Here is a 13396-nt window from a genome sequence, read left to right on the forward strand (position 1 = left end):
GGCCAGCAGGGCGGCGGAGAAGCGGAGGGTGATGTTCATGGCGTCGTCGTTGCCGGCGTTATTGCAGGACCATCTCGACGCGGCGGTTCTTGGCGCGGCCGTCGTCGCTGGTGTTGGGCGCCACGGGCGCGAAGTTGGCGATGCCGCGCGCCTGCAGCCGGGTGGCCGCAATGCCGCGCTGGGTCAGCGCCGCGACGACCGCCTTGGCGCGGCCTTCGCTGAGCGCGAGATTGGCGTCGATTGCGCCGACGTTGTCCGTGTGGCCGACGATCAGCACCTTCAGCGCCGGCTGGGCCTTGAGCACGGCGGCCATCTGGTCGAGCTGCGCGTTGCTCTCGGGCTTGATGTCGGTCTTGCCGGTGTCAAAGAAAAGGCCGTACAGGGCGATGCGCCCTTCAGCCTGCAGGCCCTGGCCGATGGCCTTGGCGTCGACGGTGACCTGGCCGGCGGGCATGGCCTTGGGCTCGACGATTTCGATGTAGGTGGCGGCGCGGTTGGTGTACTCGTTCTCGGCCATGGACGTGAACAGCAGCAGGTTCAGCGAGCGGCCGCCGCTGGCCAGCGTGCCCACCATCATGCGGGCCTGCTCGTAGCTGAGGGACATCTCCAGGTTCCAGCTGCTGTCGCCGCGTGCGGCCGGCAGGTTGCCCTCTGCCCAGCGCATGCCCTTGGCACGCTCGGTGCCGTCCAGCGCGAAATAGGCCTTGGTGCAGCCCTGCGCCTCGCTCTCGCATTGCCAGGTGGTCTTGAAGCCGGCAGCGATCAGCGCCTGCTGGTAGTTGCGGTAGACCTCCAGCGGGCTCTTGCCCAGCGGAGCCAGGTAGAAGAGGCGGGTCACCTTGCCTTCGAGGCTGACCGGGCGATTGAACTTGTCGTTCTCGGTCTTGGACACGCCGCTGGCGTCGGGAAAGCTGCGCTGCTCCCAGTCCTGCTGCGCATAGCCCACCAGCACGCTGCCGGCAAAGCGCTTGAGGACGGGGTGGTCGGCGCTCTTGGCGACGTCGGCCTTGGGGGCGTCGGCCTGCGCAGTGGCGAGGGTCAGGGCGGCAAGAAGGGCGAGGGCAGCGCGGAGTGGCGTCATGAGTGGCGGCGGGTTGGAGGCGCGATGTTGACGCAGCCAACGCGCGAGACCCTCGCCACAGCGACCTGCAAACGTGGGAGCCGAAAGAAGTGACTCGCCGTCAGACGAGTTGCTTCTCCGGGCTGCGGTAGTGGTAGCGGTAGGCGAAGACGAAGCCCATGCGCGCATAGAGGCGTTGGGCGGCGGCGTTGTCGCTGCCTACCTGCAGATAGGCCTGGCGAGCGCCCTGCGCGTGGGCGAGGGCCAGCAAGGCCTGGCACAGGCGCTCGCCATGGCCCTGGCGCGGCACGGCGGAGAAGATGTCGTAGAGGCCGACGATGTCGCCATCGACGACCATTTGCCCGCAGGCCAGCAGGGCGCCCGAGGCGTCGTTCAGTGCGAAGCCATGGTAGGTGACCGGGGCGTTAGCAATGCGCTCGGCGTGGGCGGCGATGGCCGTCACGGAAGAGCCGCGCAGCGCGCCGACGGCGGCGGCATAGGCGTTGGCATCGAGGGCCTGGAGGGCGGGTGGAGCCGGCTCGGGAGCGAGGTCGCCCAGCACCATCACGTCGGCCGCATCGAACACCCCCCAGCCCTTGGCAGCGAGCAAGGCGTCGAGGTCGGCCGGCTGGCTCCAGGGCGTCACGCGCACGGCCAGCGGCAGGCCGGCGGCGTCGTAGGCGCGTTGGCAACGGGCCAGCAGCTCATCCAGCGGCAGGCTGCCCTGGCGCAGCGCATTGATGCAGCGCGAGCGCTTGGCCTTGCCGGGCGACAGCCGGATCAGCCAGCCGTCGATGTCGGCCTGCTGGGGCGGGGCGCTGGCGTCGAGCCCGGCATGCTCGGCGCGCAGGGCGAGGGCCTGAATGCCGGTCTCAGGCATGGGACAGAAGCACGGCAGGGTCGCGCCAGATGCAGCGCCATTCGGGCAGGCAGACGCCGCCGAAGGGCGGGGTCGTGCCGGGGTCGATGAACTCGGCGCCCATGCGGGCGTAGAAGCGCTTGGCGGGTTCGTTCTGGTCCAGTACCCACAGGTGCAGAGGCTGGTTGTGCGCCGGCCCCAGCTCGCGGACGATGGCTTGCAGCAGCAGGCGGCCGATGCCGCCGCCCTTCAGCTCGGGGTGGACATGCAGGTTGTCGACCAGCGTGCCGCAGACTGGGTCGTGGCCCGGCAGCACATAGGCGAAGCCGATCATCTGGCCGGCGGCGTCTTCCGCGACGATGCCGAAGGCGGACGCAGCCGGCGACGTCTGCAGGCGCTCACGCCAGATGGCCTGGCGCTCGGCGAACACGTCGTGGTCGAGAAAGCTGTCGGGCACGATGCCGCGGTAGGCGCTGCGCCAGCTGATGGCGTGCAGGGCGGCGACGGCGTCCGCGTCGGCCGGCGTCATGGGGCGCAGGACAGCCAAGCTCATGGCTTTGCGCCATCGGGGGCGTTGAGATAGGTCCGGTAGGTCATGTCGACACCGTCGCTGCGGGCCGCGGATCGGATCGGGCGTGAGCCGGCAGGGTAAGCGATGTCCAGATGATCATCGGCCAACCAATGGAGATCGACGAGGCCGTCTCGCATGGACAGATGGTCGTCGACGGCCGAGCCCAGCGAGATGGCAAAGAAGCCGCGAGGTAGGGCTTGGGGATCAATGCGCCGCTCGGTCGTGGGGACGATGACCACCTGGCGCGAGAAACCGGTGGTCGCGCCGCAGTCGATTTCATAGACGATGGCCGTGAGTTTGCCGCTGGGCGACCGCACCTTGGTGAAGACCTCGGTTGCGCACAGATCGGCGGGGAACAGCTGATTCAGCAGCACCGAGCAGCCGCCGATCAGTGCGGCGATGGCCAGCGCCACCCAGGACAGTGCGCGCCTCCAGCGCATCAGCGGGTTCTCACCGCATCGTCTCGATCCGCCTCACCATCTCCTTGGCGAACTCGACAAAGGCCTGGGCCCCCTTGGAGCTGGGGTCGAACACCACGCCCGGCAGGCCGTAGCTTGGCGCCTCGGCCAGCCGCACATTGCGCGGGATGACGGTGTCGAAGACCTTGTTGCCGAAGTGAGCCTTGAGCTGGTCGCTGACCTGCTGCTGCAGCGTGATGCGCGGGTCGAACATGACGCGCAGCAGGCCGATGATCTGCAGGTCGGGGTTCAGGTTGGCGTGGATCTGCTTGATGGTGTTGACCAGGTCGGTCAGGCCTTCGAGTGCGAAGTACTCGCACTGCATGGGCACGATGACACCGTGGGCGCTGCACAGGCCGTTCAAAGTCAGCATGGACAGAGACGGCGGGCAGTCGATGAGGATGAAGTCGTAGTCCTTGCCAGCATCGAGCAGGGCGGCCTTCATGCGGGCCTCACGGCGTTCCAGCGCCACCAGATCCACCTCGGCGCCGGCCAGTTCGCGATTGGCGCCGAGAACGTCGTAGCCGGCCTTCTCGGCACGAGTCTTGGCCTCGGCCAGGGAGGCGGACTCCAGCAGCACGTCATAGACCGTCAGCTCCAGCTTGCGCTTGTCGATGCCGGAACCCATGGTGGCGTTGCCCTGTGGGTCCAGGTCGACGACCAGCAYGCGCTGGCCGATCTGGGCCAGGCCGGCGGCGAGGTTGACGGTGGTGGTGGTCTTGCCGACGCCGCCCTTCTGGTTGGCGATGCAGAAAATCTTGGCCATCTGTTGGTTTGTCGGGGCGTCGGGTTCGAGGCGCGAGGATAAAGGCGAACACAGCCACAGAGGCACAGAGACACAGAGGAGAGAAGCTGAATTTCTCCGTGCCTCTGTGTCTCTGTGGCTTTGTTTCTACTTAGGCCGCATCCAGATGATGCAGCGCTGGGCGTCCAGGCCCGGAACGACCAGTTGTTCCACGTGAAACACATCCACGTCGGCGGGCAAGGCAGCGATCTCGTCGGCCGGGTGCTGGCCCTTCATGGCCATCCAGACCGCACCTTCGGCCAAGTGTTGGCGGGTCAAGCTGGTGAAATCGACCAGCGAGGCGAAGGCGCGGGACGTGATGACGCCGAAGGGTTCGGTGCTCAGCGCCTCGACGCGGCTGTGCACACCGCGCAGATTGGGCAGCTTCAACTCGGCTGCGACCTGCTGGATGAAGGTGGTTTTCTTGGCGACGGCATCGACGCAGCTCACATCGGTGCCGGGGCAGCAGATCGCGATGACGACACCGGGCAGGCCGCCCCCGGCGCCCACATCCATCAGCCGGGCCGTCGCGCCGTGACGCTTCAGCGGCGCGATGACGGATAGGCTGTCCACCAGGTGGTGGCTCAGCATCTGCGCCGGGTCACGCACGGCGGTCAGGTTGTAGACCTTGTTCCACTTCTGCAGCAGGGCCAGGTAGGCCAGCAACTGGTCGAGTTGGGTGTCGCTGAGTTCGAGGCCGAGTTCGATGGCTGCCGCTTGGAGCGTGTCCCTCATGCCGCTTCCGCTTCCGTGAAGCCCTTGAACTTGCCCTTCTTCAGATGCACCAGCAGCAGCGAGATGGCGGCCGGGGTGATGCCGGAGATGCGCGAGGCCTGGCCCAGCGTCTCGGGCTTGTGCTTGTTGAGCTTCTGGCGGGCCTCGAAGGAGAGGGCGTGGACGAGGCCGTAGTCCAGCTCGTCGGGCAGCTTCAGATGCTCGAAATGGGCGGCGCGGGCGACGTCGTCGACCTGCTTGTTGATGTAGCCAGCGTACTTGGTGCTGATCTCGACCTGTTCGGTGACGAGGTCGGCAAGCTCCTGGCCCAGCTCGGCGGTCAGTGTTTCACGTGAAACACCGGCTTCGGGTCGCGYAATCGCAGCGACCTCGGCAACGGTGTCAAACACGACGCCGGGCCGGCGCAGCAGTTCGACCAGTGTGTATTCACGCTCCAGCGCCTTGCCGACCAGACGCTCCGCATCCGCCGCCGCCAGGATGCCGGGATGCACCCAAGTGTTCTTCAGCTTCTCGGTTTCACGTGAAACAGCGTCGCGCTTGCGATTGAACGCTGCCCAGCGGGCGTCGTCCACCAAGCCGAGCTGGCGGCCGGTTTCAGTCAGGCGTGCGTCGGCGTTGTCCTCACGCAGCTGCAGCCGGAACTCGGCGCGGCTGGTGAACATGCGGTAGGGCTCGGTCACGCCCTTGGTGATGAGGTCGTCCACCAGCACGCCCAGGTAGGCCTGGTCGCGCGCGGGGGTCCATGCCGCCTCGCCACGCACCTGCAGCGCCGCGTTCAGGCCGGCGAACAAGCCTTGGGCCGCGGCCTCCTCGTAGCCGGTCGTGCCGTTGATCTGGCCGGCGAAGAACAGACCCTGGATGACTTTGGTCTCGAACGAGGCCTTCAAGCCGCGCGGGTCGAAGTAGTCGTACTCGATGGCATAGCCGGGGCGCAGGATGTCGGCGTTCTCCAGGCCCGGGATGCTGCGCACCGCGGCGAGCTGGATGTCGAAGGGCAGGGAGGTGGAGATGCCGTTCGGGTAGACCTCGTGCGTCGTCAGGCCCTCGGGCTCCAGGAAGATCTGGTGCGAGTCCTTGTCGGCGAAGCGATTCACCTTGTCCTCGATGCTCGGGCAGTAGCGCGGGCCCACGCCCTCGATGACGCCGGTGAACATGGGGCTGCGGTCGAAGCCGCTGCGGATGATCTCGTGGGTCTTCAGATTCGTGTGCGTGATCCAGCACGGCACCTGCTGCGGGTGCATCGCCGCCTTGCCCATGAAGCTGAACACCGGCACCGGATCCAGGTCGCCGGGCTGTGCCTCGCACTTGCTGAAGTCGATGGTGCGGCCGTCGATGCGTGGCGGCGTGCCTGTCTTGAGTCGACCCTGCGGCAGCTTCAGCTCCTTGAGCCGTGCCGACAGCGACACGGCCGGCGGATCACCGGCACGGCCGGCGCTGTAGTTTTCCAGGCCGACGTGGATGCGGCCGTCCAGGAAAGTGCCGGCCGTCAGCACGACGGCGCGGGCGCGAAAACGAATGCCGGCTTGGGTAACGGCGCCGACGACGCGGTCGCCTTCCACCATCAGGTCGTCCACCGCCTGCTGGAACAGCTGCAGGTTGGGCTGGTTCTCCAGCATGCGGCGGATGGCGGCCTTGTAGAGGATGCGGTCCGCCTGGGCGCGGGTGGCGCGCACGGCCGGGCCCTTGGAGCCATTGAGGATGCGGAACTGGATGCCGCCTTCGTCGGTGGCCAGCGCCATCGCGCCGCCCAGCGCATCGACCTCTTTCACAAGGTGGCCCTTGCCGATGCCGCCGATGCTGGGGTTGCAGCTCATCTGGCCCAGGGTCTCGATGTTGTGGGTCAGCAGCAGCGTCTGCGCGCCCATGCGGGCGGCAGCGAGCGCCGCCTCGGTGCCGGCATGGCCACCGCCGACGACGATGACATCGAATTCCTTGGGGTAAAGCATCTGGATCCTGGAAAGAGCAATCGCCGGGCAAGGCGCCTAGGCGAACCGCGAATTTTACGAAGCGGCTGTGGATAAGTCACCCCGTTCAGGCTCATGCGGCAGGGACAATTCCGCCGTTATGGAATGCCGCCCGCATTGCGCCGCCTGCTGCATCGCCCCGTCGATCAGCTCGCCCATCCCCGGCCACCCGAATGGCAAGCCGGCGGGTGTGCGCTGCCTGCAGCTGGACGACGAACTCCGCTGCCGTATTTTTGGGCAGCCCGAGCGCCCCGCCGTCTGCGGCTCGCTGCCGCCGCATGAGGAGATGTGTGGCGAGAACCGCGAGCAGGCCATGCGCTGGCTGGGTTKGATGGAGAAGGAAACGGCGCCCGGCTAGAGTCGGGCCACGCCCGCTCTTTGTCACGCCGCCATGACCGATCTGCAACGCCGCCTGCTACTGTTGTCCTCCGCCGGTCTGGTCCTGCCGAGCCTCGCCGAGACCCCCTGRCCCAGCCGCACCATTCGCCTCGTCGTGCCCTTTGCGCCGGGCGGCAGCAGCGAGATCGTCGCGCGCACCGTCGCCGCCGAGCTGACCAAGTCGCTGGGCCAGACCATGTATGTCGAGAACAAGCCGGGCGGCGCCGGCAATGTCGCCATGGCCGAGGTCGCCCGCGCGGACGACCAGCACACCCTGGTGCTCGGCCACATCGGCACGCTGGCCGTGAACCCCTTCATTTTCGACAAGCTGCCCTATGACCCGGTCAAGGACTTCCGGCCCGTCACGCTGCTGGCCAAGGTGCCCAGTCTCTACGTCGTCCATCCCGACGTGCCCGCCAAGACGCTGCAGGAGTTCGTCGCCTACGCGCGCAAGCGCCCGGGCCAGCTGAACTACGGCTCGGCCGGCAATGGCAGCGCCGGTCACCTGGCGATGGAATACCTGAAGATGGCCGCCAATCTCTTCATGCTGCACGTGCCCTACCGCGGCACCGGCCCGCAGCTGACCGATCTGCTGGGCGCGCGCCTGGAGGCCGCAGCCGTCGGCGCGCCGGCCGTGCTGCAGTTCATTAAGGCTGGCAAGCTGCGCTGCCTGGCCACCGGCTCGCGCGAGCGCCTGCCCCAGCTGCCCGACGTACCGACCGTGGCCGAGCAGGGCTTCCCCGGCTTCGAGATGACGCAGTGGTACGGGCTGCTGGCACCGTCCAGCATGGCGCCGGCCTCGGTCGACAAGCTGGCTGTCGAGGCGGCCAAGGCCATCCGCTCGGTGGGCTCCAAGGAGCGCCTGGGTGCCGACTCTGCTGAGGCTGTCGGCAACACGCCGGCCCAGTTCGCCGCCTTCATCGCCCAGGAGCAGCAGCGCTGGAAGCCCGTCATCCTGCGGGCCAAGGTCAGGCCGGATTGAATCCCGAATGACGACCGTCTCCGACACTCCCATGGAGCAGGAGACGGCACCGACAGCCCCCTAGCAAACAGGTCGTAACCAGTTCATCGGGCTGACCGTTCTCCGTCCCTCCTAGACTGCCGCCGCCGCGCCCGGCGTGGTTGGAAGTTCAGGGAGAAACATGAGAATCGAACAAAGTCACCGCGGCGCGGTGAAGGCCTGGCATCGTCAACTGCTGGGCGCTGCGGCCCTGCTGGCGTGCATCGCCAGTGCGCAGGCCGCCGTGGCCGAGCTGCGGCCCTATCCGCGGGCCCAGCAGACGGGCCGCTACGACAACCCGCTGGAAGCCGGCGCGCTGCCGATCAGCCCGCCCGAGCGTGCCCAGGGCGGCAACCGCACGAGCCGCTGGCGCCTGCCTTACGAGGGCAGTGTCGTCATGACGCAGTACAAGCACGAGGCCGACGACAGCCCCTTGCTGGTGGCCCGCCACTACGCCGGCCAGCTGCGCGAGCAGGGCTTCGAGCTGATCACGGTCTGCGACTTCCCCTGCAAGGCGGCCGACGGTGCCGAGGATGCCGCGGTCTACTGGTTCCATGAACTCGACTTGGCCAAGAAGCTGACCTGGCAGGCCTTTGGCGACCGCGGCATGTACCTCATCGCCCATCGCGCCGACGCCGTCGTGGCCATTCGGGTGGGCACGGTGTACGGGGGCTATGCGTCCACCGTCAAGGCGATCAGCGCGACCAACCTGGATCGCGGGCCGCTGCTCGCTTATGTCGAACGTCAGCGTGCCCCCGTGGCCGATGCGCCGCTGCCGTCACCGCCGGGCCGCACGGCAACCAACCCGCCGGTGCCGGCATCAGCGGCCGCAGCAGCGACCAGCCCCTTCGTCAAGGAGGTTGCACCCGCCGAGCTGAGCGCCTGGCTGCGCAAGACCAAGGGCTGGGTGGTGCTGCAGCTGAGCTCCTACGACCCAGGCTGCATCTACTGCATCCGCGCGAACCCCTCGTTCAATGCGCTGGCCCAGAACCAGCAGGCCAAGGGCATCAGCTTCGTGCGGGTGGCCTTCCAGCCCTGGACGTCGGTGAGCCGCAATGACTTCGTCGCCCAGTACGCCGTGCCCGGCCTGCCGATCTACTTCACCTTCCAGGACGGGCAGCTCATGCGTCGCCATCAAGGCAATGCCGACGAGGCGACGCTGCGCCAGGCCCTGTTGGACGGTTTGCATTGATCGGCGGTTAGGCTGGCGGCATGACGCCCACAGAAACCGCGCTGCCACCCGCCAGCCTGCTCGCCCGCCTGGCCAAGGAGCACGGTGCCTTTGCCGATGCCTACACGCTGAAGGTCCCGCGCGCGGTGACTCTCGCCGAGTTTGTCGAGGCCTTCTACACGACGCGTCTCTTCAAGGTCGAGCGAGCGCTGATTGCGCTGTCCGGCCGCCCGTCCAGTGACGCGATGGCGCGCGCCGTCGCCCGCGGTGAGGGCGCGCGCCTGGCCGTCTGGACGGTCGAGGCCCGCGAGCGCGACGAGCTGCTGATGCACGAGGACAGCGGCGCCACGCGCTCCTGGTTCAAGGCCGAGGCGGGTGCGATGGGTACGACGCTGTGGTTCGGTTCGGCCGTCGTGCCGCGCCGCCGCGAGCCTGGCGGCGAGCCGCGCTTCGGCCGGGTCTTCCACGCGCTGTTGGGCTTTCACCGCTGGTATTCGCGGGCCTTGCTCAAGGCGGCCGCTCGACGGCTTGGTTAGCGTTCGGTGCCCGGGCCGGTGAGCTTCTCGGTGACGACCTGCCCGGTCGCCATCTCCTCGATCCAGACTTCGCAGCGGTCGGCGGCAATGCGGCCGGCAACGGTGTAGCGCTTGCCGTCCTGCGGCGAGAAGCTCACCTCGCCCACCGTGCGGCAATTCGGGTTCGACATCGCGAGCATCGGCGAGGCGTACTGGGTCGCAGCCTGCAGCCGCACGCGGGACGCGTGCAACGGCAACTCGTTGGTCAGTGACACGGGCGTGACGGTCATGCCGCTGCCCTGACCCGCCCGCGTGCTGGCCATGCTGCTGCTGGACAGACGCCGGTCGTCGACCTGCGTCATCTCGAAGACGTGCAACTGCTGGGGGCTGATGGCCACGACCTTGTCGGCGACATTGGCCGTGGCGCCGCTGTAGTCCGGCGGCGTGGCGGCTTCGAAGGCAGTGAAGCTCTTGAAGCTGGTGCAGCCGGACAGCAACAGCGCCGTGGCCGCCATGGAGACGATGCTTTTCATGCGGTGGGCAGCTTACCGTGCCACCGCCGCCCGCATCGAGCGGGCCACGTAAAGCAGGGCCGCCACCGTCAGCGCGATGCCGACGAGCACGCCCGGCATCACCTGGCCCCAGCGCAGCGCCTCGCCCTTGAGCACGGCCATCATCAGCGTGTTCTGTGCAAGACCTGGCACCCAGTAGTACCAGGCCGCCTCGCCACCCGGGTTGAGCAGGCTGACCATGGGCATCAAGGTGACGGCGGTGATGACCAGCGTGCTGCCCGCCTGGGCCTCCTTGAAGGTCTTGGAGCGGATGGCCAGCGCCATCAGCAGGGCGGACAGGCCCGCCGCAAGCGGGATCTGGATCAGCCAGAAGGCCAGCACCTCGGGCCCGCCAAAGCTGAACTGGGCCTGCAGCACGTCGCTCTTGAGCAGCCACTGCGCCGGCACGAAGCTCAAGGAGGACAGCAGCGCGACGGCCATGCCCAGCAGCGCGACGGCGCCCCACTTGCCGGCCACGATGGCGCCGTGCGGAGCTGGGTTCATCAGCAGCGGTTCCAGCGAGCCGCGCTCGCGCTCACCTGCCGTGCTGTCCAGTGCTGCGGTCAACGCGCCGTAGAGCACGGCCATCAGGATGAACATTGGGATGATGCCGGTCAGCCGCGCCGCGCGGGCCTGGGCGCTGGCGAGGTCACGCTCCTGCACGTCCGTGGCTTCGAGCAGTTCGGTGGACACGCCGCGCATCGCCAGGTTGAGCATGGCACGCTCGCGGTTGAAGCCCCAGAGCAGGCTTTTGATGGCGCCTACGCCCGCCTCGGCCCGCTGGTTGGCGCTGTCGCTGACGACCTCCACCGTCGGCGCCTCGCCGGCCAGCAGCTTGGCCTCGAAGTCCTTGGGCACGACGAGCACCGGCTCCAGCAGCGTGGTGGCGCGCAGCCGGGCCTCGTAGTCCTCGGGCGCGGCCTTGAGCGTGTAGGTCTGGCGCTCGATGAAGTTCTTCAGCGTCGGCGCGGTGTCGATGCCGACGGCCAGCACCTCGCGCTTCTCGGCGCGCTCCTCGAGCGAGGCGATCAGGCCCGACAGCGCCATCAGCAGCAGCGGCCCCATTAGCACCGCGGGGACAGCCAGGCGCAGCAGCGTGCGTCGGTCGCGCAGCGCGTCGCTGAGCTCCTTGATGAAAACGATCAGGGCTTGTTTCACGCGGCCACCTCTTCAGGAAATGCGAGCTTGACGAAGGCGTCTTCGAAACGCGATTCGCCGGCCAGTTCCAGCAGCTCCGGCACGCTGCCGCGGGCGACGCTGCGTCCCTTGGACACGACGACGACCTCGTCGCAGAGGTGTTCCACCTCCTGCATGATGTGGGTCGAGAAGACGATGCACTTGGCGCCGCCTTCGGGGCTGCGCAGCCAGCGCAGGGCCTCGCGCAGGGCGCGCGTGGCCAGCACGTCCAGGCCGTTGGTGGGCTCGTCGAGCACGATGTTGGCGGGGTCGTGCACCAGCGCGCGGGCCAGCGCTGTCTTCATGCGCTCGCCCTGGCTGAAGCCGTCGGCGCGGCGGTCCAGGATGTCGCCCATGTCGAGCAGCTTCGCGAGGTCCTCGGCACGCGCGTTCGCGGCATCGGGGCTCATGCCCTGCAGCCGGCCGAAGTAGACGATGTTCTCGCGCGCCGACAGGCGGGGGTAGAGGCCGTGCGCATCGCCGAGGATGCCCATGCGCGACAACGCCTTCAGCGGCGCGTCCTTCACGGCGATGCCGTCGACGCTGATGGCGCCCGCATCTGGCGGGAACAAGCCGGCCAGCATGCGCAGCGTCGTCGTCTTGCCCGCGCCATTGGCGCCCAGCAGGCCGGTGATGCGGCCGTTGGCGGCCTTGACGCTGACGCCCTGCACCGCATGCACGACGCGTTTGCCGTCCTTGGAGTTTCGGCGCTTGAAGAGCCTGCCACCGCTCTGGGCGATGAACTGCTTGTGAACGTCCTGGATGTCGATCATTGGGCCGCCCCTCCGTGGACGGGCGGAGCGGGCTGAACGGGCTGGAAGGCGACAGGGCGTGGGATGCGGGTGGCGCAGGCGGCGTCCTGGGGCAGGGCGGCCGCGTCCTGCTTGGCGTCGATGAAGCGGAACATCAGGTCACGCATGCAGCCCACGGCCATGACGCCGTGGCCCGCCTCGGCGACCACAACGTGCTGCACGCGCTCCGGATGGCCAGCTCCCAGGGCCTTGGCGACATGCTCGCCGTGGCGTGGCGGCGTGGCCGGGTCGGCGCCGCCGCTCAGCACAAGGACCGGGCTGGGCGCGGGTGGGATCTTGTAGAAGTCGGCCGCCACGTCGCCGCGCGGCCAGGTCTTGCAGATGCGGGCATACATCTCGGCATCGACGGTGCGGAAGTCCGCGCCCGGCGCGTCCTTGGCCTCGGCGATGCGGGGCGCGTCCTCCGCACACATGACCGAGAAGTGCATGCCCATGGCCAGGCGCATCGAGGGGCTGGAGCCGAAGGCCGTCGTCAGGCCGAAGAGGGAGGCGAAGTTGCCGTCGCTAGCCGCTGTGTGGATGGCGGCGGGCAAGGCGGCCGCCAGGGCTGGCTGGTAGAGCGGTCCGCGCACGGAACGCATCACCAGGTCGCGGTCCACGGTGAAGCGCTCGGGCACGCCGGTCAGCGGTTGCTGCACATTGACCTGGCGCGGCAGCGAGGCCAGCAGCTTCTGCCAGTCGGCGCGCAGCTCGGGGTGGGTCTTGGCGTGGGCCTCGAAGAGCTTGTCCAGCGCCGCCTGGCCATCGGTCGAGAAACTGGCCGGCAGGATCATGTCCGGCGGCGCGACGCCGTCGATGACGGTGCGGCGGACCTTGGCGGGGAACAGGCGCAGGTACTCCACCGCGGCGCGCGTGCCGTAGCTGGCGCCGACGAGGTTCCACTGCGGCACCCCCAGCTGCTCGCGCACGGCGTCCATGTCCTGCATGGCGATGGTCGTCGTGAAGAAGCGCAGGCCGCCGTTTTGGCCATAGGGCAGCTTCTCCAGCCCGGCGCGGCATTCGTCGATGCGGCGCATCTGGGCGCTGGGCTCGAGCTGCTCGGCGACGGAGAGCTTGCTGTCGTCGGGGCAGTCCAGCGGCGCCGATTGGCCGGTGCCGCGCTGGTCGATGAAAACCAGGTCGCGGCGGTTGTTCAGCCTGGACAGGCGCGGCAGCACGCGCGCGGCCACCTTGATCGCGCTCTGGCCAGGCCCGCCGGCCAGCAGCAGCACCGCGTCGGGCTGCTTGTTGCGCGCCAGCGCCGGAACCACGAGGTAGTGGATGTCGACCTTCACGCCGTCCGGCCGGGCTGGGTCCAGCGGGCGCTGCAGGCTGCCGCATTGGAGCTCGTTGGGGATGCCGTCGATGCGGCAGGGCTTGAGC

At 68.4% G+C, this 13396-nt stretch carries 15 protein-coding genes; 4 read left to right on the forward strand and 11 right to left on the reverse strand.

Annotation, left to right across the window (positions count from 1 at the left end; translation table 11 throughout):
* Window positions 1–58: 58 nt before the first annotated feature.
* From AC1DU6_RS08095 to mnmG, 7 genes are all read right to left on the reverse strand, one after another.
* Window positions 59–1081 carry a DUF4892 domain-containing protein gene (locus AC1DU6_RS08095; protein WP_457323023.1) on the reverse strand — a complete coding sequence of 341 codons (1023 nt, stop codon included), beginning with the start codon at window positions 1079–1081 and terminating at the stop codon, window positions 59–61.
* A 100-nt stretch (window positions 1082–1181) separates the two neighbouring features.
* On the reverse strand, window positions 1182–1940 hold the full coding sequence (locus AC1DU6_RS08100) for a GNAT family N-acetyltransferase (protein WP_477856610.1): 759 nt from the start codon (window positions 1938–1940) through the stop codon (window positions 1182–1184).
* On the reverse strand, window positions 1933–2472 hold the full coding sequence (locus AC1DU6_RS08105; RefSeq protein WP_457324036.1) for a GNAT family N-acetyltransferase: 540 nt from the start codon (window positions 2470–2472) through the stop codon (window positions 1933–1935). The genes AC1DU6_RS08100 and AC1DU6_RS08105 overlap by 8 nt, the downstream gene beginning before the upstream one ends.
* On the reverse strand, window positions 2469–2903 hold the full coding sequence (locus tag AC1DU6_RS08110; RefSeq protein WP_457324037.1) for a hypothetical protein: 435 nt from the start codon (window positions 2901–2903) through the stop codon (window positions 2469–2471). Before AC1DU6_RS08110 ends, AC1DU6_RS08105 begins: the two co-directional genes overlap by 4 nt.
* Window positions 2904–2940: 37 nt before the next feature.
* A complete protein-coding gene (locus tag AC1DU6_RS08115) occupies window positions 2941–3714 on the reverse strand; it encodes a ParA family protein (RefSeq protein WP_477856612.1) in 774 nt (257 codons plus the stop codon).
* Window positions 3715–3840: 126 nt separating this feature from the next.
* The gene (gene rsmG, locus AC1DU6_RS08120) at window positions 3841–4467 is read right to left on the reverse strand and encodes a 16S rRNA (guanine(527)-N(7))-methyltransferase RsmG (RefSeq protein WP_457324038.1); all 627 of its coding nucleotides are present in this window, start codon (window positions 4465–4467) and stop codon (window positions 3841–3843) included.
* Entirely contained in the window at window positions 4464–6413 is a 1950-nt protein-coding gene (gene mnmG, locus AC1DU6_RS08125) for a tRNA uridine-5-carboxymethylaminomethyl(34) synthesis enzyme MnmG (RefSeq protein WP_477856614.1), read from the reverse strand. The genes rsmG and mnmG overlap by 4 nt, the downstream gene beginning before the upstream one ends.
* Before the next feature lie 118 nt (window positions 6414–6531).
* Here mnmG and AC1DU6_RS08130 point away from each other — a divergent pair, with 118 nt between their 5' ends.
* The 4 genes from AC1DU6_RS08130 (at window position 6532) to AC1DU6_RS08145 (ending at window position 9516) form a co-directional block, all read left to right on the forward strand.
* On the forward strand, window positions 6532–6789 hold the full coding sequence (locus tag AC1DU6_RS08130; RefSeq protein WP_477856616.1) for a YkgJ family cysteine cluster protein: 258 nt from the start codon (window positions 6532–6534) through the stop codon (window positions 6787–6789).
* 33 nt (window positions 6790–6822) lie between these two features.
* Entirely contained in the window at window positions 6823–7791 is a 969-nt protein-coding gene (locus AC1DU6_RS08135) for a Bug family tripartite tricarboxylate transporter substrate binding protein (RefSeq protein WP_477856617.1), read from the forward strand.
* 160 nt (window positions 7792–7951) lie between these two features.
* Window positions 7952–9001, forward strand: a complete 1050-nt coding sequence (locus AC1DU6_RS08140; protein WP_457324042.1) for a TlpA family protein disulfide reductase — start codon at window positions 7952–7954, stop codon at window positions 8999–9001.
* A gap of 20 nt (window positions 9002–9021) precedes the next feature.
* The gene (locus tag AC1DU6_RS08145; RefSeq protein ID WP_477856618.1) at window positions 9022–9516 is read left to right on the forward strand and encodes a hypothetical protein; all 495 of its coding nucleotides are present in this window, start codon (window positions 9022–9024) and stop codon (window positions 9514–9516) included.
* Here the strand turns inward: AC1DU6_RS08145 and AC1DU6_RS08150 are convergent.
* The 4 genes from AC1DU6_RS08150 to AC1DU6_RS08165 all read right to left on the reverse strand — a co-directional run.
* Window positions 9513–10028: a hypothetical protein gene (locus AC1DU6_RS08150; protein WP_457321015.1), complete on the reverse strand. Its 516-nt coding sequence runs from the start codon at window positions 10026–10028 to the stop codon at window positions 9513–9515. The two genes, AC1DU6_RS08145 and AC1DU6_RS08150, sit on opposite strands and share 4 nt — an antisense overlap.
* A 12-nt stretch (window positions 10029–10040) precedes the next feature.
* The gene (locus AC1DU6_RS08155) at window positions 10041–11204 is read right to left on the reverse strand and encodes an ABC transporter permease (protein ID WP_457321016.1); all 1164 of its coding nucleotides are present in this window, start codon (window positions 11202–11204) and stop codon (window positions 10041–10043) included.
* On the reverse strand, window positions 11201–11995 hold the full coding sequence (locus tag AC1DU6_RS08160; protein ID WP_457321018.1) for an ABC transporter ATP-binding protein: 795 nt from the start codon (window positions 11993–11995) through the stop codon (window positions 11201–11203). The genes AC1DU6_RS08155 and AC1DU6_RS08160 overlap by 4 nt, the downstream gene beginning before the upstream one ends.
* A partial coding sequence (locus tag AC1DU6_RS08165; protein WP_477856620.1) for an alpha/beta fold hydrolase occupies window positions 11992–13396 on the reverse strand: 1405 nt, incomplete at its 5' end. The genes AC1DU6_RS08165 and AC1DU6_RS08160, both read right to left, overlap by 4 nt.

The organism is Roseateles sp. P5_B10 (assembly GCF_056400485.1).

Bases quoted from the DNA above. Each gene is read 5' to 3' on its own strand.
- AC1DU6_RS08095 (WP_457323023.1), bottom strand. From the start codon at position 1,081: ATGACGCCACTCCGCGCTGCCCTCGCCCTTCTTGCCGCCCTGACCCTC.
- AC1DU6_RS08100 (WP_477856610.1), bottom strand. From the start codon at position 1,940: ATGCCTGAGACCGGCATTCAGGCCCTCGCCCTGCGCGCCGAGCATGCC.
- AC1DU6_RS08105 (WP_457324036.1), bottom strand. From the start codon at position 2,472: ATGAGCTTGGCTGTCCTGCGCCCCATGACGCCGGCCGACGCGGACGCC.
- rsmG (WP_457324038.1), bottom strand. From the start codon at position 4,467: ATGAGGGACACGCTCCAAGCGGCAGCCATCGAACTCGGCCTCGAACTC.
- AC1DU6_RS08140 (WP_457324042.1), top strand. From the start codon at position 7,952: ATGAGAATCGAACAAAGTCACCGCGGCGCGGTGAAGGCCTGGCATCGT.
- AC1DU6_RS08145 (WP_477856618.1), top strand. From the start codon at position 9,022: ATGACGCCCACAGAAACCGCGCTGCCACCCGCCAGCCTGCTCGCCCGC.
- AC1DU6_RS08150 (WP_457321015.1), bottom strand. From the start codon at position 10,028: ATGAAAAGCATCGTCTCCATGGCGGCCACGGCGCTGTTGCTGTCCGGC.
- AC1DU6_RS08160 (WP_457321018.1), bottom strand. From the start codon at position 11,995: ATGATCGACATCCAGGACGTTCACAAGCAGTTCATCGCCCAGAGCGGT.